Here is an 18,754-nt window from a genome sequence, read left to right as displayed (position 1 = left end):
AAATTTAGATTCACAAATACAAAATTTAAAAATTCACATTTTTCTTCACGAAACCTAGCTTGAAATAAAAAATATAGTTTTTATCATTATCTTAAATTAAATATTAATAAATATATAGAAAATTTCTAAGAAATAGTTAATATTATCTAACTAAATATAAGTTTTTATTATAGTAAATAGGGATATCGATGCTAAAAAATATATGTTTTATATTAAGTTTTTTATTATTATCGCATACTAGCTATGCCGTAATAGATAAACGCGAAAATCACCAATGGCAAAGTAAAAAAAATGACATATTAGCAGTAGGGCAAGCAGTATATGATATTATCTATAAATTTGATGATGAAGAAAAGCACTTGCAATATCTTAAATCAGTTAAAGTACCAAAGGGGGAGTCGGTAGTAATTTCTAAAGACATAGCTGCAAAAATCTCAAGGGATTTAAAATCAATTAGCAAGCAACTAGGAGGTAGTGTAAATAATACCGCTGCTGGTCTAGCAAATTTGGGAACTAGAGTTAGTTTTTTAGGGTCAGTCGCATATGATAATCTAGGAAAACAGTATATCGAAGCTATAGAATATATAGTTTAATAAGAAAAGTTAATAGTTCTAAAGAAACAGGCGTTGTTAATATTATTATTTCTCCTGATGGAGAGCGTACTATGCTTGCCTACCCCGGAATATCACGAGATTTACCTCCTTTAGATTATAAAATTATCAAAGATTATAAAATAATACTTTTAGAAGGGTATTTATGGCATGAAGACGGTGACGACGATGCACTTAAGGAATTTCTACATATTGCAAAAAATAATGAGGTAATTACAGCCTTTACTTTTGGAAGTTACGAGCAAGTAAAAAAATATCAAAAAAAATGGTCAGACTTAATAAAAGAAATAGATATTATTTTCTCTGATAGAGAACAAATTTATGCACTTTTTAAAAATACAAACTGGGATGAAGTAGTTAATAATTTACAAAAATATGATACTATTTTTGTCGTTACAGATAACAAAAATGGTGCTCACATCATATATCGTGATCAGAAAATTTATATTCCTGCATATAATATTAAATATATTACTGACACTACTGGGGCTGGAGATCAATTTGCAGCTGGATTCTTATATGGTTTTTTAAATAATTATGATTTAGAAAAATGCGGACAATTTGGAACAAAAACAGCAGCAAAAATAATACAGCAAATTGGTGCTAAACCCCCTAAAATAACCAAGCTGAATTCAGAAAAGTTCTTATTCAAGCAGTATACTTTGAAGTAAAATGAAAGAGTAATTCGGTGCTGTCTCACTAAGTGTGTAAATTTCTAGGATAGGTTATATTAACAATAATATAATTTATCAGGAATAACATGAGTAACAGTAACCAAGAGAAGATAAAACAAGCAGTAGATTTGCTAATAGATAAAGATACTGATTTAACGAGTTTTTTTGCCAAAGACGGGATATTAAAGCAGTTAACTAAAAATATATTTGAAAGAGCCTTAAAAGCTGAGATGGATGAGCATCTTGTCTATAACAAATATGGCAGGATAGAGACTGACAATAGTAGAAATGGTGTATGCAAAAAAAGCCTAATTACTGAAGGTGGAGTATTGGAACTTGAAGTACCACGTGATAGAAATGCTGAATTTTCTCCTGTACTAGTGCCAAAGCGTCAGACTAGGATTGATGGATTAGATCAGAAGATATTATCCTTATATGCTAAAGGGATGAGCCTCTCTGACATTAAGATTCAGATTCATGAGCTATATGGTGCAGAGAACAGTGAAAGCCTTATTAGTCGGGTTACCGATAATGTTATGGATGAGGTCAGGAGTTGGCAGAATAGGCCTCTGGAAGCCATATATGCTATAGTATATTTTGATGCACTTATAGTTAAAGTACGTCAAGATAAGAGAATTATCAATAAGGCAGTATATGTAGCTTTAGGTGTAGATTTAACCGGAAGGAAAGATATTTTAGGCTTGTGTATTAGCGAGAATGAGGGAGCTAAATTTGGTTAAATAATTTTACTGAAATGAAAGACAGGGGATTAAAAGATATCTTAATTGCTTGTAGCGATAATCTAACGGGCATGAGTGAGGCGATATCTGCAGTATATCCACAAACTGAGCATCAGCTGTGCATTGTACATCAAATCAGAAATAGTTTGTCATATGTAAGCTATAAAGACCGTAAAGAACTTGCAGCAGATTTGAAGCTAGTATACAGCTCTATCACTGAGGATGAAGCACTTACTGCCTTATCTGATTTTGATATGAAATGGGGCAAACAGTACCCACATATTGCAAAATCATGGCAAAATAATTGGCAGAATTTGATAATTTTTTTACAATACCCAGAAGTGATTAGGCGTATCATTTATACAACCAATGCAATCGAAGGTTTAAATAGTCAATTACGCAAGGTTACTAATAACAAAAGGGGTTTTCCTAACGACGACTCTGTATTTAAGACTTTGTACTTGACAATTGACTATATTGCACGAAAATGGAATATGCCTATCCAAAATTGGGGAGAGGCCATGGCTCACTTTTTGATAAAATTTGATGGGCGAATTTAATGCCTATTTTAGAATTTACACACTTATATATCCAGAGCCAGTAATTCTTAAAAGCAGAAGAGTATAGCAGACCATCTATTGGGTGGTCTACTCTTTATCACCAAGCATATTATAGATTTCTTTCATATATTTATGTTTCAGCCAAATCTCAGAATTTCCAACAATATAAAGGTTATTTTTAGCTCTGCTAATACCGACGTTTAACACATTCGGTTTTTTTGTCATTATATTTCTTGCCCCTTTATCAAGAGGATGCTGAGCTCCTAGTAGTACTATTACCGTATCATTTTCTTTACCTTGAAATGCATGAATAGTACCGATATTTTTATATCCAAATTCTTTAATTATTTTCTCAAATCTTGAATCGTCATATATTTCGTTCAATTTTCTGCGAATAGATTCGCTGTAATCTTTATACATTGTAATAATGTAAATTTGTTTTAGTAAATTAGCACCGTCTTTTTCTTTTAAAATTTGCTTCAGTAACTCTAGTAATTTTTGGGATTCGGCTTCTGATTCATATTTATAACGTTGAACCTTATTATCTTTTACATTTATCCATTTTGAAATACCTAAAATATTTCTAATATCCGATTTACAGTCAGAGGTAGCAAAAATCAGGATATGAAACCTTAAAATGCTCGCATAGTTTTTTGATTAAATCTTGCTTTAATATAGAAATAGGTTCTGTTTGCAATGGATCGCCGACTACTACAACTTTGTTTGATTTATAAATAGCACTAGCTGCATATTGCGGTGGTATTTGCCCTGCTTCATCAATAAATAACCAAGGAATTTCATTATGACCGACTGCTGCAAACATTCTATCAAAAGAATGAAAAGTTGTAGACACAACAGGTATTATCATAAAGAAATTTTGCCAAGCAATCTCATTCATTTTAGGATCGCCTGACGAATGCATTGCCATATCAACAAAATACTTCAGACTATGCCAAAAATTATCAGCATTGGCATTTATAAATATCTCATGTAATCTTACAGCACTTATGAATAATTTTGATCTTAATTTTTCAAATTCTTTATCAAAGTAAGGAGTGACTTTGTTTAAATCTTCAAAATTTTCTTGCCAATTTTTCCAAAATACATCTTCTTCAAAATCCTTAATATTGAAATATTTATCTTTTAAACTTAAAACAGCCAAACTTATATCGTGGTTAAGCTGTTTTATTTCTTTTACAGAAGCTTCAATTTTCTTAATTTCAGCTTTAATATTCTTAATATCAGTTTTTATCTGATCAATTTCTTCTGAAAATTTATTTTTTAGCTTAATTAAATCCCGTTTTTGCTCATAGAAAGAATTGTATTTTGCGGTTTTAAAAAATGCATGAATTTTTTCAAAAAAACCAAAATTTAATAATTTTATTTCGCAATCAATTTCAAGCATTTTAGAGCTTTTATAATCAAGCTCTAATTCTAACTCATTTTGCTCTTCTTTTTTTTCTGCATATTCCGCTCCTAAATCCTCTTCCTTAATTAACTCTCTTTTCTTTTTATTAAGTTCAATAACTGATGCAATATTCTCATAGACTTCATGAATTTCAATGTATAAATTGTGAAAATCAGCACATGCTTCTTGCCATTCATTATTAGTTTCATCTATAGAATTACAATATTCAGGTTTAAAATATGCAGGGGCTTTGTCTTTGCATTTATTATTAACTAGCAGATTAAGATATTGCAGCATCGTATAATTTTCATTATCCTTATCTTCCTTATCATCCCTCTCTTCTTCATCTTTATATTTCCAAAACTTATTTATAAATTTCTTTTTATTCTTTCGGTTACTTAAAGCGGCAGCAAATATACCCCAATTATTATTTTTATCTTCATCATCTAAAAGTTGTTTAAAATAACTTAAATCTTTATGATATAGCTTATCTATTTTGCTATATAACGATATTTCTTTGGATATATTTTCAACAGTATTGTTATTGGATGATGCTACAACCATCCCGTAAGTTTGTAATTCCGGTTTTAAAGAATTAATATGATAATCAAAATTCGGTGTATGGAAGGAAGATCTTTTATTTTGAAAACCACTTTTAGGATCTTCTAAAAGTGCTAAAGATGAAGCACGATCTACATAGATATTTGCTATAAGATCAAAAAGTATAGTGGTTTTACCTGTACCCGGTGGACCGTTAACGGCAAAAAGCTTTCCTGAAAAAGAGGGTAATATCAAATTAATTGCAGCAGCTTGCAGAGCAGCAAGAGAGTGATTCGGTGAGGAACACCAACGTGCCGGTTGCATCATAAATGGAGATAACAGTTTTTGTAGGCTTTCTTGATGCCCTAAAACATCTATGGAATCCGGTTTATTTTCTTTACCGAGATATTTTGCAACTGTTGATTCCGGTTCAATATTTTTGCTATTACTTCGTATAAAATCTAACGGTCTTAGAAAAAAACTATTAAACATTTCTAAAGAAGGAGCAGCAAAATTATAAATTACCGTTTTATCTTTTTTCTTTTTATGCGAGGTAACTCTTCTTACGCATATTTCAGTACGATTAAATAAATATTTTTCATCAATTTCTAACTTCTGTACTAAAAGATCAATCATAAGATTAATCATTTTAAAATCAAGAATATCCTTAGAATATATTTTTTTGCTTTCTGAAAATACTTCCTCTATTAGATTGTTGTTATTATCTACAAAATTTGCTAAATCTTTTAATTCTTTTTCTTGGAAATCATCTTTCATGATTTTGCCAAGAGCATAAGCAGCAGTAGAAATAACCATCGATCCTTCAACATATTGCCCCTTCTCATCGATAGTAAGTCCTGCAATCGGTGTAATTGTCGGCTGCTCTTGACGATCTTGATTATTATTGTAATCATTTAAGAATTCTTGATCTAACTCGGTTATATTTTGGATTTTCTTTAAAAGATCGATTTCAGCTTCCGACCATTTTAAATAACCAAGATAAATATGCCAATGAACCGCTACTTCGTTTTCCTCAAGATTAATACCGAGTTTTGTTTTATCAAGTTTTTCAAACGGAGCATCTTTTAAGAAAAAAAGCGTTTCTTTCTTATCTAGTTTGCAACTAAAGCTGCCTTTTTTATCGGTATGTTCTCTAATAATTTCAAAATATCTATTTAAATTTTCGTTTTTATTGGGAGTCAGTACTTCAATAATCTTCCATACATCTAAAATAGATTTGATTTGTTCATCGGATTGATTGTACATAAAAAGAAGTTTACACTTAAAATAGAAATATCCTAAGTATGAAACTAGAAGAAGTAAACAACTTTTTAATGTTACTACTTACAGCATATAAAGATGTGTATAATTAACACAATTATCGCTAAATTATTAATGATTTTTAATAAAACTTTATTATCTTTTACAAATTCATTTAATATATTTCCTTAACCCAAACAGGATATAATAAATGCAAAATAATAAGGAAATTATTAAATATATAGTGTCTAGCATTTGGTCTTCTTGGAATCCTATAAACTGGTCACCAAGCATGCAACTAGCTACCTTAAGTTATATATTGTCTTGTTTAATTGATGGGAATGATGGAAGATGCACAAATAATAAATAATGACCAGGAATGGCTTAAAATCAATCAAACTTATACCTTTTATAATACACAATTTCCATCTTCTCGTTATGTGGAACTTGCAAAAGAGATACCTATATGCCTAAAAAGATTAAAAATATTTCATAAATTTGATGATGAGAATTACGTACCCAATGAAGCGTTAGCCTCTCATAAACTCATAAATAACTTTTCTAATTTATTGAAGCATTTTAAACTAACTCCTCTTATAGATCCTACTGATTTTAATCCTAACTATTTTATGGTATGGAGTTGGGCAAAAAATTTAGGGAATATTCCTAAATATTTTGGTCAAAAGCTAAAGCGTGTTTGTAATAATATAGAAGAAGCAGAAAATTATTTGGAGAGTTATGAACCGGAGGTATTCTCTAATTTTTCTACATTTCATGAGTTTATAAGTACAATAACACACTGTAACGATGCATTATTAGGCTGTAGAGATATTAGATCGGATATATATTACAATGAATTATAGTCAATTCAGATGAATATAGCCTTCCTCTTTAACGTGCATAGTAAAATATACGAATAGCGAATTATTAAATAATTCACTGGCGATTAAATGCACATTTAAACCGATTCAACACACATAGCCATACCCATACCGCCACCGATACATAAAGTGACTAAGCCTTTTTTAGCTTTAGCTCTTCGCAAGCTGTGTATTAAAGTAATAATAACACGTCCGCCGCTTGCCCCGATCGGATGCCCGATTGCTATTGCACCGCCATTTATGTTAACCTTATCCATATCCCATTTCATTTCACGGTTTACATAAATACTTTGAGCAGCAAACGCCTCATTAACCTCTATAACTTCCAAATCATTAACGCTCCAACCTGCTTTACTTAAAGCCTTTTGGGAGGCAGGAACGGGGGCAGTACCCATAATACTTGGATCAACACCGGCTGAAGCATAAGAAACAATTCGAGCTAGCGGCATCAAATTATGCTTTTTCAAAGCTTCTTCGGAAACTACCATAAGACATGCCGCACCGTCATTAATTGAAGAAGCATTACCGGCAGTAACTACACCGTTTTTATCAAAAGCAGGACGTAATTTACTTAAGATTTCAAGGCTGGTATCAGGTCTTACCGTTTCATCATGTTCAAACAAACTAGTAGTTTTTTTAATCGTTACTTCAATAGGTAAGATTTCATCTTTAAAAATTCCTGCTAGCTGTGCTTTAGCTGCTTTTTTATGAGAGCTTAAGGCGAATTCGTCCTGCTCTTGTCTGCTAATATTAAACTGTTTCGAGATATTTTCGGCAGTAATTCCCATAAATACTCCTGAAAATACATCAGTTAGTCCGTCATACTGCATTAGATCAACCATTTTAATATCGCCGAATTTAGCTCCTGCTCTGATATAGCTACCGTGCATACCGAGCGACATATTCTCCTGCCCACCTGCTATAACTATTTCATTATCACCGGTCATAATAGAATTTGCTGCAAGTGCTACGCTTTTAAGACCTGAGCCACATACTTTATTAATCGTATAACCCGGCACTTCTTTCGGTATCCCCGCATGAATCAGAGTTTGCCTCGCCGGATTCTGTCCGCTACCGCCTATTATTACTTGCCCAAGTATTACCTCATTTACCAAAGCAGGATCGATTTTGCTATTTTGCAATATATCCTTTATTAAATGAGCAGCAAGCATAGGTGCAGCTGTTGTACTAAGGCTACCCATAAACGAGCCGAAAGCCGTCCTTTTCGCATGAGTTATATAAACCGGTTTTGTCATAATGTGTACTCCTTAAATAATTTATTTACTTATATTGAAAGTAGTAATATAATAAATTTATCAATATAATTTAAAAATGTAAACTTTTGAATGATAGATTACATATAGAGTAATAATAAATCTATGCTTGAACTTAGCAGCTCACTCGCTGATTACAACAAAAATACTACTCTTTCTTTTCAAGAAATCCGAGAGCAAGCTTGGCAAGAAAGTATAAAAAAGTTTAGCAAACGTAAAAAGCTTTTTTGTTCGATTGACACAGCGGTTTCATGTCATTCCCGCGAAAGCGGGAATCCAGTAATAAATAAGGTACATACCCGGTAAGTTTTTAAAATTAAAAGCTCGATTTATCTCGCTTTTTTTTTTGGATTCCCGCTTTCGCGGGAATGACATAGGGCTTAAATTTTTGAGCTATAGCATTAACACTCATACTCCTTAAATAATTTATCTAATTTATCATTTATCAAATAGCTAATATGTCCGCCTTTTACTTCTATAAGTTTAGAGTTTTTTAATAATTTTTGCAAAGATAAAATGGAAGATTTAGGCACTATTTGATCATCTTCCGCTCCTACTATATATACAGGGCAATCAATTAAACTCGGATCAATAATAAAATTATCGATTTTCCATTTAAGATTTATAAACATATTTTCATCTGATATATTTTGCATAATTTGATTATAAACCCCTTTAGATATATTATTACCCGACATAAGCCAATGTTCTATTCTAAACGCTAATTCTTGCTCCTTATAGGAAGTTATAGAGAAAAATTTTTTTAATTTAGCATTAAAATAATCAGGAAATAACAGGAAAAATAAAATTTGAATATGAATCTTAGGAATTATCGGTAAATTTTCTATGCCACTATCTAGTTTTAAATATCGATGCAACATTCTTATATAGAAAAAATGAGAAAAATCCCACGGACAGGTAAGTAAAGTCAGAGTTTTTATAAATTTAGGTATAAGTATTTTTGCAGCTATCGCAAGGTTACCACCGATACAATGACCTATTAAATTAATGTCCTTAATTTTCAAATTATCTATTACTTCAATTATTTTATGCACATAGTCATCTAGTAAATATTTAGGTTCCTCAATCTCTAGCCAATCTATTAAATAAACTTCACCATAGCTTCTCAAATTTTCAATAAAATTTTTGTCACGAGCTAAAAAAAATATTTCCGGTGAGTTGAAGATAGAAGGAATGATTAGGAAGGTATTATTATGCAAATTGGTAAATTGATTTGTCATCCCGCGAGCTTGTAGCGGGATGCAGTCTTTTTTAATGTTTTTTTGGATACCGTGGCGGGGCCACGGTATGACATTGGTTGAAGAGTAATACAACACCCTATAATGCTCAGTTTGCATTACTATTTTACCGGATTCTAAATATTTATTACCTAAATTATGCGTCCTTATATAATTATTATAGAGATCAAAATATTCTTGATATTTATCGTTACTTTGCATTGTAAATATATTATTTTATGTTAATAATCCTTGACAAAAGACTAAATACATTATATAAGTTTCAGCACCTTCAGAGTGTAATAAACAGTATACCATCTCCAAGATGTTATCTGTAAATATATTTTCGTAAAATCTTGAAGTGCTTAAGTTTTTTTTTTGTCCTTAGGGCTTTATAATGCTAAGTACCTCACCGTCACGATCGTTTAAAAGCAAATTCAGAGCGGCATTTTGGCCTGTGCATAATTACGAACTCGGAAAGTTTATTCCGATGAGTGCCTTAATGTTTTGCATTCTATTCAATCAAAATATTTTACGGATCTTAAAAGACAGTATTTTAATCTCCGAGATTAGTGCAGAAATAGCAGGTTTTGCTAAAGTTTACTGCGTTACGCCCGCAGCTGCCTTATTCGTGATTATTTATGCTAAAATGATTAATCATCTTACTTTTGAGAAGATCTTTTATTATTTAAGTGCATTTTTCATCAGCTTTTTTGTTTTATTTGCTTTTGTAATCTATCCTAATATCCATGTTTTTCACGTACATCCCGATAATTTAGCTGACTGGATGGAACGCTATCCTCATTTTAAGTGGTATATCTCATTAGTAGGTAATTGGGGTTATATAGTATATTATAGCCTTGCCGAGCTTTGGCCTAATATTTTTTACGTATTATTATTTTGGCAGTTCACTAATGAACTTACTACTACCGAAGAAGCAAAAAGATTTTATACTCTCTTTTCGCTATTTGGCAACTCTTCTTTAATATTAGTCGGCTTTTTAATGATGAATCTATCATCGGAAGATACTATTATTAAGAAGTTTATGAGTATTTCGGATAGTAAAATCACTTTAGTTCAAGTATCCACGACAATTGTAGCAATTGTTGCTATTGTTTGTTGTGTGTTAGTTAGGTTTATTAGCAAGAACGTTTTTACTAACCCGTTATTTTATGCTAAAGCAAAAAGCGGTAGATCAACTTCAGAACGGATGGGACTGATTAAAAGCTTTAAATATATTGCGAAATCAAAATATTTATGGCTACTTTTAATTTGTTCGGCAGCTTTCGGATTTGCTATTAACTTAGTCGAAGCCGTATGGAAAGCAAAAATTAAGGAATTATATCCGACTGTAAATACCTATGCTGAATTTAACAGTCTGTATATACTGTGGACGGGCGTTGCAATAATGGTTATGACCATCATCGGTAATAACGTTATGCGTATGCACAACTGGTTTGTAGCAGCAGTTATTTCACCGGTTATAATAATGGTGACCGGCATTTTGTTCTTTGTACTTATCGTATTTGATCAACAAATTTTATCATTATTTGATGGAGCAATTTTAATGTCACCGCTTGCTCTTGCCGTTTCGATCGGCGGTATTCAAAATATTTTAGCTAAAGGTACTAAATATTCTATATGGGATACTTCTAGAGAAATGTTATATATACCGCTTGATGATGAACTTAAAACCAAAGGCAAAGCAGCGGTTGACGTAATAAGTGCGAAAGTCGGCAAATCCTCTAGCGGTCTTGTACAATCTATTATCTTTACCTTAGTTCCGACTGCTACTTTTACCTCAATCTCACCGATTCTAATGGTGGTATTTACTTTTGTATGCTTAGCGTGGATTTATGCAGTAAGGAAAATATATTTTGAATATCAAAAAATAGCATAATGATTGTCATTCCTGCTTCCGCAGGAATGACATTGAGAGTCATGCATAAAACTATCGATTTTACTATGAATCAATCTCTCCTAAAGCTTTAATATCCATTTTAATGTTATCTAGCAAAACGTCAAGTTCATTCAAGATATTTTGAATATCACTTTCAGGAGAAGCGGACTTAAATGAAGTTAGAACAACTTTTTCACTCTTTATAAAATTATGAGACTGATCATTAAGTTTAATAGTAACAACTTCGCCGGCTAGAGAGTTTGCATGTCCACTCTCATTAATTGGCTTTGGATGAGGTAATTTTGAGGTTTTTTTGGAGTGTTAGTTTCCTTATTCTTACTACGGAATGAAAAAATTCTAGATAATGGCATTATAGAGAAATAATTTATATTTAACAAGCAGGATGGTTAATTTTCATAAACTTTTCTATCATCCTAATAACAGAGCGTTCTAGCTCAATATCTAATTTTGAATAATCAGAAAAGTTAAACCATTTAAGTTCATTCGATTCGTTGTTTTTTATAAAATTATCATTATCTACTGTTTTTAGTAAAAATCGTACATCATAGTGATAATGAGCAGGCTCCTTATGAGTTTGCGGAATATAATGGGTGTCTATATCAAAAATTTCCTTATTTATCGTTTTAATCTCATTAATTCCGGATTCTTCTATAGCTTCTTTAACCGCTACATTTAATATATTACTATCTCCATCACAATGACCGCCTGGTTGAAGCCATTTATCAAGCTTTCTATGGTGCATCAATAAAAATTTCGTTTTATCATTATTAAGTAAAAAAGCTGAAGCAGTGAAATGTCCTATTTGTAAATCTCGGCTAAAAGGATTGTCATATTCATTTAAAAATTCAAGCATTTTTGTTTTTGTAACAATTTCTTCAGGATATGTGCTACTGTAATTTTGTAGTTTAATATGTAATTCATTCATAACGATAATTTTTTATGTATAGAGCTTCGATATTTAACTCAAATTTCTCTGCTAAGTCAAATAAAAATAATGTTATAAAATTACATTTTACCATGTTTCGTGGTAATTATCATTGACAATCAATTAATACTTAGTTATATATTATACTTCTAAAATTTAATATTAATTAATAGATTTATATCTATGCTTAAAGAAATAATCAATGATATAGTAAACGATAATACAACCCCTTGGTATGGTAAGCTTGCAGTAGTAGGAGCGTGTGCTGTTGGAATTTATGTGATAGCAGGTGATTTACTTAAATCTCCAGCTTTTATTCTCAAATGTGGTGCCGGTGTAGTAGCAACAATGGGAGCTATTCTAGCATATGAGCATTATACAGAAGCAACGTCGCAAGAAAGTCCGATGGAACTGATAGGAAATGAAGCACAAGCTGAAATATACTAAATAAATTAAATTCTTTTTTGCTGCAAATTATAAGTTTTTTTAAAATAGGAACAGCTATTTCTGTAAAAAATTTATAATTTTCGCTATAAAATCTCTTTAATTATTAATTAAAATAACTTTACAGATAGCCTATAAATTCATATTTATTTAAGATTAAATTTTATTACTATTCAAGCCGTTTTTTAGTCTAATTTTGACTTGTTTTAAAGAACGAGGAGTTGCGTCCGTAACTTCAATTTCAATATTTTCTGAAATATCTATTCTAGTACCGATAGCCGGAACACTACCGACTCTAGTCAATACGAGTCCTCCTATCGTATCAAACTCATCATCATCATTTTTTAGCTTTTCTCCTATTATTTCTTCAAGCACTTCTACTTCAACACGTGCATTTGAAATAATTGTTGAGTTATTAATAACCTTGAAATTATCGCTATCTAATTGCTGATCATGCTCATCATCAATTCGCCCTACTATTTCTTCTATAAGATCTTCAATAGTAACTAAACCGTCAGTACCGCCATACTCATCAACAACTATTGCAATATGTGTTCTCTCACGACGCATTTTTGCTAGCAAATCTAATAATTTCATAGAAGGAGCTGCAATTATATGCTTACGTATAAGCTTTTTTAAACGACCGTTTTGCTTTGTAGACAATGCTTTAAATAAATCCTTGATATGAATGAACCCTACTACATTGTCTAAAGTACCGTCATATATAAGAGTTCGTGTATGTGGAACTTCTAACTTAATAGACTCACTTAATTCTTCTAGATTCGTAGTTAATTTTATTGCCGCAATATCGGAACGCGGTACCATTATATCTTCAATAGTTTTATCTTCTAGCTCCAATAAATTAGCTAAAATATTACGCTCGTCTAAAGTCATTTTTTGGCTATTAATTTTAAGGCGTTTTATGACACCAAAAAAATTATCAGGCGTTTTTGTTTTTCTAAAAAAATTTTTTATCGGAGAGAATAATTTTCGTACAGTAAAAATTAACTTATTATTTTGATTTTTTTTACTAGAATCTTCTTTTTTTGAAGATTTTAACATAAATTTTTTTATTTAGTTAATAAGGGGAAGAAATACCGAAATATGATAATATTTCAATTTCTAGATTTTCCATAATATTTGCTTCTGTGTCATTTTGATGATCAAACCCAATTAAGTGTAAAATACTATGTATTAAAAGATGAATAAAATGATTCTCAAAATTTTTTTGCTGCTCGCACGATTCATTATATATTACCTCATAACAAAATGCTATATCACCTAAATGCATACAATCAGAGTCGCCTAAAAATTCAAGTTTAGAATATAAATCCTGCCAATTTAATTCGTTGCAATTTAATTCGTTGCTTGGAAAAGAAAGAACGTTAGTAACTTTTTCTATATTACGAAATTGTTTGTTTAAGGTCAATATTTCTGCAGTATTTGTTAGTAAAATTGATAATTCAAATTGTTTTATTTTACTAAAATTATCAAACCGCAATAAAATATTTTGAGTTATTTTTTTGATTAAACTCTTATTTATCTGCTTATGCTCACGCCATTTGTTGTAATTTTTTATGATTTCTACGTTTATCATTTCTTAATCCTATCACATCAATGTTATTCCAGCAACGGCGGGAATCCAGTACTTTTCACTGTCACCCCGTGGCTTGACCCATAGTACCGGACAATTTTCACTTTATGTCATTCCTGCGGAAGCAGGAATCCAAAATAAAGCGAGATAAATCGAGCTTTAAAAAAGCTTTATTTGAAAAAAAATTATCTAATAAAAAAATCTTTGAAATCAAGGTTTTTTTATCATGGATCCCTGCTTTCGCAGGGATGACATCGAGAGCTTTTTAAAAATTGTCCGGTACTATAGGTCAAGCCACGGGATGACAGAGGTGAAATTGATTCACGCAGGCAATGCCTCCTCACAATGACGCTGTTGATAATTCTCTTTTAATTTTTGAAAATCCTTATCGGCATGGTATGAAGAACGGGTTAGCGGGGTTGCCGAAACCATCAAGAATCCTTTTGTTTTTGCTACTCGCTCTAGATATTTAAACTCTTCGGGAGTAACATATTTTGCGACCTCAGCATGATTTTTGGTAGGTTGCAGATACTGCCCAATAGTTAGAAAATCAACCTTTGCTTCTCTTAAATCATCCATAACTTGGACTACTTCACTTATTTCTTCCCCAAGCCCTACCATCATACCGGATTTTGTAAAAATTTCAGGAGATAATTTTTTGATATTGTGAAGTAAGTTTAAAGAATTATAATATCTAGCTCCAGGTCTAATCGTTTTGTATAAAGACGGTACTGTTTCGACATTATGGTTAAAGACGTCAGGCTTTGAATTAGCTATTATTTCGGCTGCTCCTTCTTTTCTTAAAAAATCAGGAGTTAGAATCTCAATAGTAGTATTTGGCGATGATTTTCTAATTTCGCTAATACACTGTGCAAAATGCGTAGCTCCACCATCATCAAGATCATCACGATCGACGGAAGTAATTACTACATGCGTAAGATTTAACTTTTGTACCGCTTCCGCTAACCTTTGCGGCTCATGCGGATCAAGTAAATCCGGTCTACCGGTTTTGACATTACAAAACCTACAAGCTCTAGTACAAACCGAACCTAAAATCATCACGGTTGCATGTTTTTTTGACCAGCACTCACCAATATTAGGACAAGCAGCTTCTTCGCACACAGTATTTAATCTCAGATTCTTTATTAAATCTTTTGTATTATAATACTCTGCGGAATTCGGAGCTTTTACTTTTATCCACTCCGGTCTTTTGTTTAAATTAGTCATAAAACGGAAATAATTTAATTAGTTTTGTTACTTCGCTTAATACTTTCTGTTCAGCTTTACTATTATCTTCATTATTTTTTAAGCCGTCTAAAATATCTGCTACCATATGACCGACTAATACAAAATCCTTTTCTTTAAATCCTCTAGTAGTGCATGCCGGAGTGCCAAGACGAATACCTGAAGTGATAAAAGGCGAAGTTTCATCAAACGGGATAGCATTCTTATTACATGTAATCCCTGCTCTATCCAAAGAATTAGCAGCAAGCTTTCCGGTAATCCCGTCTTTACGCAAATCTACTAAAACAATATGATTATCTGTACCGCCTGTTAATATATCATATCCTCTTTCTTGCAAGCTACTTGCTAAAGCTTTAGCATTACTTATTACCTGCTTAATATAGCTTTTATATTCAGGCTGCAAATTTTCTAAAAAAGCTACGGCTTTTGCGGCGATTATATGCATTAACGGACCACCTTGTAGTCCTGGAAATAATGCAGAATTTATTTTTTTACCTATCTCTTCGTCGTTAGATAAAACTAAACCGCCTCGCGGTCCTCGGAGCGTTTTGTGAGTGGTAGAGGTAACAATATGAGCATAAGGAATAGGACTTTGATGCTCGCCTGTGGCAACAAGTCCTGCAATATGAGCAATATCTGCCATAAAGTAAGCTCCTACTTTATCCGCTATTTCTCTAAATCTTGCAAAATCAATATTACGAGGATAAGCAGAAAAACCGGCTATAAGTAATTTTGGTTTATGCAAATCCGCTAAGCGTTCAATCTCATCATAATCGATTAAATAAGTCTCTTTATTTACGCTATAAGAAACGGCGTTAAACCATTTACCGGACATATTCGGGGCTGCACCGTGCGTTAGATGCCCGCCGCTATCTAAGGACATGCCAAGAATTGTATCACCCGGCTGTAATAAAGCGAGATACACGGCTTGGTTTGCTTGTGAGCCTGAATGAGGTTGCACGTTTGCATATTTGCAGTTAAATAATTTTTTTACTCGTTCTATAGCTAAATTCTCAGCTTTATCGACTTCTTCGCAACCATTATAAAAACGTTTACCGGAATATCCTTCAGCATATTTATTAGTCAGAATCGATCCTTGAGCTTCAAGCACTGCGGGGCTTACGAAATTCTCTGATGCAATAAGCTCAATTACGCTATTTTGACGTGCCTTTTCATGCTTTATTATTTCATTAATTTCTTTATCCGTTTCGTGTAAATTATTATTAAAAATATTCATTCATCCTCATATGTTTTGATTTTGTTGCATGCTTCAACGCTCTCATTGTCATACCGTGGCTTGACCACGGTATCCAAAAAAATAAAAAAGACTGGATACCGCGATCAAGTCGCGGTATGACATGTGTTTATAAAATTAATCGCAATCTCAAGTCCTCGTCCGTCTATTGAATGAGTAAGCGATGTTAATTTATGCCCGCTATGCTCTATATGAAGCTTAGATAAATAATTTGAAGCATTATACATCTCGCTAACACCGACCACCTCATCTAATTCCCCATGAATTAAACATATAGGGGTAAGCTTATTATTAACTTCCATAGGTGGAATTAATGCACCCGAAAAACCTATAGTACAAAAAAACGGTTCTCGCTGAATCAGAGTTAAATATAAACCAATCATCGTACCTTGAGAAAAACCGATAATAATAGTATCTTTATTGGTTAGATTTAGCTCTTCTTGTTTTTGCTTTATTATATCTTCAAGTTTAGAAATATTATTCGCAATTAGTTTTGCAATAATATGCGGACTACGGTCTTGCAAGCTAAACCATTGTCTACCATAAGGCATCATATCATAAGCCTCGATACCATGCGGGGAAATAAAATGACAATTGGGTAAATCATTTTTGATATAAGGCACAAGTCCTATTAAATCATGTCCGTCTGAGCCGACACCGTGCAGTAATACTACTAGCTTCTTCGGCGGCTGCTCTTTACTTTCTACTTCTGGGTATTCTAAATATTTGTTCATAGTTTTTATATAAATTTGCTGTTTTTCCGTCATTGCGAACGAGCAAGCGAGTGCGGCAATCTCAGGAATTTAGTACTGCTTCATGAGATTGCCACGTCAAGGCATCGCCTTTCCTCGTAAGGCATTGTTGCGTAGACCGGTAAAACCCACTGTGTCACCCCGTGGCTTGACCACGGGGTCCATAAAAACAACAAAAAATACTAATAATTTTAGTATTTTTAACTGGATCCCGTGGTCAAGCCACGGGATAACAGAGGTGAAGTTGGTCCACGCAACAACGCCTCCTCGCAATGACGTTAAGAATGACATCTCAACTCTTCAACATCTTCTCAAGCTCGCCATTATTGTATAGCTCCGTTGCAATATCACAACCGCCGACTAATTCCCCGTTAATATATAATTGTGGAAATGTTGGCCAATCGCTAAATTTTTTTAAATCTTCACGAAATTCCGGATTAACAAATACATTAATATCACGAAACTCTACACCTAATTTATTCAAAATAGCTACTACTTTAGCAGAAAAGCCGCACATTGGAGCTTCCTTAGTACCTTTCATGAACAGCACTACTTTATTATTTTTTATTTCATTTGCTATAAATTCAAAATTTTTATTTTCCGTCATTCAAAACCTGATATAAATATTATTCTCTAAAATATACTCTTCATAATACATCATGCAAGCACAAATAGTTAATAAAATTTTTGAGATTCTAAGCAAGGACAATCCAAGCCCAAAAACTGAATTAATATATAAGAATGACTTTACCTTATTAGTAGCCGTAATATTATCTGCTCAAGCCACCGATATATCAGTAAATTTAGCAACTAAATCTTTATTTGAAACTTATGATACACCGGAAAAAATTTTAGAACTCGGCGAAGACGGGCTTAAAAAATATATAAAATCTATCGGACTATTTAACAGCAAAGCAAAAAATATTATCGCATTATGTAAAATATTGATAAGCAATTATCAAGCTTCAGTACCAAATGATTTTAAGGAATTAGTTAAACTGCCAGGCGTCGGCAGAAAAACTGCCAATGTTGTACTAAACTGCTTATTTGGTATGCCGACAATGGCAGTTGATACACATGTCTTTAGAGTAGCCAAAAGGATAGGGCTTACTAAAGGTAATAGTCCTGAAATAGTAGAAAAAGAGCTACTGCAAATTATTAATGAGAAATGGTTAACTCATGCCCATCACTGGCTAATTCTGCACGGTAGATATATTTGCAAAGCTAGAAAACCCGATTGCGACATCTGCCCTATTAAAGAGTATTGTGAGTATTATAATTCAGATAATAATACTTTAAAAAAATAGTTTTTCAGTTATTAATTGCAAAAATAATTTGCATATTTAATTAAATAATGTTAAATACACTTTTCTTACATAACAGAGCTTAATTTTAATTATCTTTTAGAAATAAGTGATGTTATGTTTTCAGC

The 18,754-nt window shown here is 32.2% G+C and carries 19 protein-coding genes and 2 pseudogenes; 9 read left to right on the top strand and 12 right to left on the bottom strand.

Features of this window, described 5'->3' with window-relative positions; translation table 11 throughout:
- Positions 1-188 precede the first annotated feature (188 nt).
- The 3 genes and pseudogenes from AC5587_RS00975 (at position 189) to AC5587_RS00965 (ending at position 2,585) form a co-directional block, all read left to right on the top strand.
- The gene (locus AC5587_RS00975; RefSeq protein ID WP_499162561.1) at positions 189-593 is read left to right on the top strand and encodes a PfkB family carbohydrate kinase; all 405 of its coding nucleotides are present in this window, start codon (positions 189-191) and stop codon (positions 591-593) included.
- Positions 581-1,282, top strand: a complete 702-nt coding sequence (locus AC5587_RS00970) for an adenosine kinase (protein ID WP_499162967.1) — start codon at positions 581-583, stop codon at positions 1,280-1,282. The genes AC5587_RS00975 and AC5587_RS00970 overlap by 13 nt, the downstream gene beginning before the upstream one ends.
- Positions 1,283-1,371: 89 nt before the next feature.
- A pseudogene (locus tag AC5587_RS00965) lies at positions 1,372-2,585 on the top strand (IS256 family transposase).
- An 87-nt stretch (positions 2,586-2,672) separates the two neighbouring features.
- On the opposite strand, the gene AC5587_RS00960 reads toward AC5587_RS00965, so the two are convergent.
- Complete coding sequence (locus AC5587_RS00960; protein WP_499162966.1) at positions 2,673-3,143, bottom strand: AAA domain-containing protein; 471 nt, start codon at positions 3,141-3,143, stop codon at positions 2,673-2,675.
- Positions 3,144-3,660: 517 nt separating this feature from the next.
- Positions 3,661-3,990: pseudogene (locus AC5587_RS00955) on the bottom strand (hypothetical protein); the annotation flags it as partial.
- A 2,144-nt stretch (positions 3,991-6,134) separates the two neighbouring features.
- Here AC5587_RS00955 and AC5587_RS00950 point away from each other — a divergent pair.
- On the top strand, positions 6,135-6,656 hold the full coding sequence (locus AC5587_RS00950) for a hypothetical protein (RefSeq protein ID WP_499162560.1): 522 nt from the start codon (positions 6,135-6,137) through the stop codon (positions 6,654-6,656).
- 95 nt (positions 6,657-6,751) lie between these two features.
- Here the strand turns inward: AC5587_RS00950 and AC5587_RS00945 are convergent, their stop codons facing one another.
- The 3 genes from AC5587_RS00945 to AC5587_RS00935 all read right to left on the bottom strand — a co-directional run bounded on the left by AC5587_RS00945 (position 6,752) and on the right by AC5587_RS00935 (position 9,408).
- Complete coding sequence (locus tag AC5587_RS00945; protein WP_499162559.1) at positions 6,752-7,930, bottom strand: acetyl-CoA C-acetyltransferase; 1,179 nt, start codon at positions 7,928-7,930, stop codon at positions 6,752-6,754.
- A gap of 267 nt (positions 7,931-8,197) precedes the next feature.
- On the bottom strand, positions 8,198-8,323 hold the full coding sequence (locus AC5587_RS00940) for a hypothetical protein (RefSeq protein ID WP_499162558.1): 126 nt from the start codon (positions 8,321-8,323) through the stop codon (positions 8,198-8,200).
- Positions 8,324-8,349: 26 nt separating this feature from the next.
- Positions 8,350-9,408: an alpha/beta fold hydrolase gene (locus tag AC5587_RS00935; RefSeq protein WP_499162557.1), complete on the bottom strand. Its 1,059-nt coding sequence runs from the start codon at positions 9,406-9,408 to the stop codon at positions 8,350-8,352.
- 175 nt (positions 9,409-9,583) lie between these two features.
- Between AC5587_RS00935 and tlc5 the strand changes: the two genes are divergently transcribed.
- The gene (tlc5, locus tag AC5587_RS00930) at positions 9,584-11,086 is read left to right on the top strand and encodes a GTP/GDP exchange transporter Tlc5 (RefSeq protein ID WP_499162556.1); all 1,503 of its coding nucleotides are present in this window, start codon (positions 9,584-9,586) and stop codon (positions 11,084-11,086) included.
- A gap of 391 nt (positions 11,087-11,477) precedes the next feature.
- On the opposite strand, the gene AC5587_RS00925 is transcribed toward tlc5, so the two are convergent.
- Positions 11,478-11,849, bottom strand: a complete 372-nt coding sequence (locus AC5587_RS00925; protein WP_499162965.1) for an NUDIX hydrolase — start codon at positions 11,847-11,849, stop codon at positions 11,478-11,480.
- Between the two features lie 366 nt (positions 11,850-12,215).
- On the opposite strand from AC5587_RS00925, the gene AC5587_RS00920 reads away from it, so the two are divergent.
- Entirely contained in the window at positions 12,216-12,479 is a 264-nt protein-coding gene (locus AC5587_RS00920; RefSeq protein ID WP_499162555.1) for a hypothetical protein, read from the top strand.
- A 153-nt stretch (positions 12,480-12,632) separates the two neighbouring features.
- Here the strand turns inward: AC5587_RS00920 and tlyC are convergent, their stop codons facing one another.
- On the bottom strand, positions 12,633-13,538 hold the full coding sequence (gene tlyC, locus AC5587_RS00915) for a hemolysin C (protein WP_499162554.1): 906 nt from the start codon (positions 13,536-13,538) through the stop codon (positions 12,633-12,635).
- 16 nt (positions 13,539-13,554) lie between these two features.
- Complete coding sequence (gene ybeY, locus AC5587_RS00910; RefSeq protein ID WP_499162553.1) at positions 13,555-14,073, bottom strand: rRNA maturation RNase YbeY; 519 nt, start codon at positions 14,071-14,073, stop codon at positions 13,555-13,557.
- A 104-nt stretch (positions 14,074-14,177) separates the two neighbouring features.
- On the opposite strand from ybeY, the gene AC5587_RS00905 reads away from it, so the two are divergent.
- Positions 14,178-14,339, top strand: a complete 162-nt coding sequence (locus tag AC5587_RS00905; RefSeq protein ID WP_499162552.1) for a hypothetical protein — start codon at positions 14,178-14,180, stop codon at positions 14,337-14,339.
- 52 nt (positions 14,340-14,391) lie between these two features.
- Here AC5587_RS00905 and lipA read toward each other — a convergent pair whose 3' ends face one another.
- The 3 genes from lipA to AC5587_RS00890 form a co-directional block, all read right to left on the bottom strand.
- Positions 14,392-15,297, bottom strand: coding sequence for a lipoyl synthase (gene lipA / locus AC5587_RS00900; RefSeq protein WP_410526726.1), 906 nt, complete (start codon positions 15,295-15,297; stop codon positions 14,392-14,394).
- On the bottom strand, positions 15,290-16,552 hold the full coding sequence (gene glyA / locus AC5587_RS00895; RefSeq protein WP_410526727.1) for a serine hydroxymethyltransferase: 1,263 nt from the start codon (positions 16,550-16,552) through the stop codon (positions 15,290-15,292). Before glyA ends, lipA begins: the two co-directional genes overlap by 8 nt.
- 104 nt (positions 16,553-16,656) lie before the next feature.
- Positions 16,657-17,304, bottom strand: a complete 648-nt coding sequence (locus AC5587_RS00890) for an alpha/beta hydrolase family protein (protein ID WP_499162964.1) — start codon at positions 17,302-17,304, stop codon at positions 16,657-16,659.
- An 82-nt stretch (positions 17,305-17,386) separates the two neighbouring features.
- Here AC5587_RS00890 and AC5587_RS00885 point away from each other — a divergent pair, with 82 nt between their 5' ends.
- On the top strand, positions 17,387-17,656 hold the full coding sequence (locus AC5587_RS00885) for a hypothetical protein (protein WP_499162551.1): 270 nt from the start codon (positions 17,387-17,389) through the stop codon (positions 17,654-17,656).
- Here AC5587_RS00885 and grxD read toward each other — a convergent pair.
- A complete protein-coding gene (gene grxD, locus AC5587_RS00880; RefSeq protein ID WP_499162550.1) occupies positions 17,615-17,929 on the bottom strand; it encodes a Grx4 family monothiol glutaredoxin in 315 nt (104 codons plus the stop codon). The two genes, AC5587_RS00885 and grxD, sit on opposite strands and share 42 nt — an antisense overlap.
- 52 nt (positions 17,930-17,981) lie before the next feature.
- Between grxD and nth the strand changes: the two genes are divergently transcribed.
- The gene (nth, locus tag AC5587_RS00875; RefSeq protein WP_499162549.1) at positions 17,982-18,629 is read left to right on the top strand and encodes an endonuclease III; all 648 of its coding nucleotides are present in this window, start codon (positions 17,982-17,984) and stop codon (positions 18,627-18,629) included.
- Positions 18,630-18,754: the final 125 nt, after the last annotated feature.

The sequence above is a fragment of the Rickettsia endosymbiont of Hedychridium roseum genome (assembly GCF_964028255.1).
GTDB lineage: Bacteria > Pseudomonadota > Alphaproteobacteria > Rickettsiales > Rickettsiaceae > Rickettsia > Rickettsia asembonensis.
Note: the sequence above shows the minus strand (reverse complement) of the source record. Positions and strands in the feature narration are given on the sequence as shown.

What these genes read in the sequence shown, in the direction of transcription:
- ybeY (WP_499162553.1), bottom strand. Translation starts at nt 14,073, where the DNA reads ATGATAAACGTAGAAATCATAAAAAATTACAACAAATGGCGTGAGCAT.
- grxD (WP_499162550.1), bottom strand. Translation starts at nt 17,929, where the DNA reads ATGACGGAAAATAAAAATTTTGAATTTATAGCAAATGAAATAAAAAAT.
- AC5587_RS00925 (WP_499162965.1), bottom strand. Translation starts at nt 11,849, where the DNA reads ATGCACCATAGAAAGCTTGATAAATGGCTTCAACCAGGCGGTCATTGT.
- nth (WP_499162549.1), top strand. Translation starts at nt 17,982, where the DNA reads ATGCAAGCACAAATAGTTAATAAAATTTTTGAGATTCTAAGCAAGGAC.
- AC5587_RS00940 (WP_499162558.1), bottom strand. Translation starts at nt 8,323, where the DNA reads ATGTCATTCCCGCGAAAGCGGGAATCCAAAAAAAAAAGCGAGATAAAT.
- tlyC (WP_499162554.1), bottom strand. Translation starts at nt 13,538, where the DNA reads ATGTTAAAATCTTCAAAAAAAGAAGATTCTAGTAAAAAAAATCAAAAT.
- glyA (WP_410526727.1), bottom strand. Translation starts at nt 16,552, where the DNA reads ATGAATATTTTTAATAATAATTTACACGAAACGGATAAAGAAATTAAT.
- tlc5 (WP_499162556.1), top strand. Translation starts at nt 9,584, where the DNA reads ATGCTAAGTACCTCACCGTCACGATCGTTTAAAAGCAAATTCAGAGCG.
- AC5587_RS00890 (WP_499162964.1), bottom strand. Translation starts at nt 17,304, where the DNA reads ATGAACAAATATTTAGAATACCCAGAAGTAGAAAGTAAAGAGCAGCCG.
- AC5587_RS00920 (WP_499162555.1), top strand. Translation starts at nt 12,216, where the DNA reads ATGCTTAAAGAAATAATCAATGATATAGTAAACGATAATACAACCCCT.
- AC5587_RS00950 (WP_499162560.1), top strand. Translation starts at nt 6,135, where the DNA reads ATGATGGAAGATGCACAAATAATAAATAATGACCAGGAATGGCTTAAA.
- AC5587_RS00885 (WP_499162551.1), top strand. Translation starts at nt 17,387, where the DNA reads ATGAGATTGCCACGTCAAGGCATCGCCTTTCCTCGTAAGGCATTGTTG.
- AC5587_RS00975 (WP_499162561.1), top strand. Translation starts at nt 189, where the DNA reads ATGCTAAAAAATATATGTTTTATATTAAGTTTTTTATTATTATCGCAT.
- AC5587_RS00905 (WP_499162552.1), top strand. Translation starts at nt 14,178, where the DNA reads ATGTCATTCCTGCGGAAGCAGGAATCCAAAATAAAGCGAGATAAATCG.
- AC5587_RS00945 (WP_499162559.1), bottom strand. Translation starts at nt 7,930, where the DNA reads ATGACAAAACCGGTTTATATAACTCATGCGAAAAGGACGGCTTTCGGC.
- lipA (WP_410526726.1), bottom strand. Translation starts at nt 15,297, where the DNA reads ATGACTAATTTAAACAAAAGACCGGAGTGGATAAAAGTAAAAGCTCCG.
- AC5587_RS00935 (WP_499162557.1), bottom strand. Translation starts at nt 9,408, where the DNA reads ATGCAAAGTAACGATAAATATCAAGAATATTTTGATCTCTATAATAAT.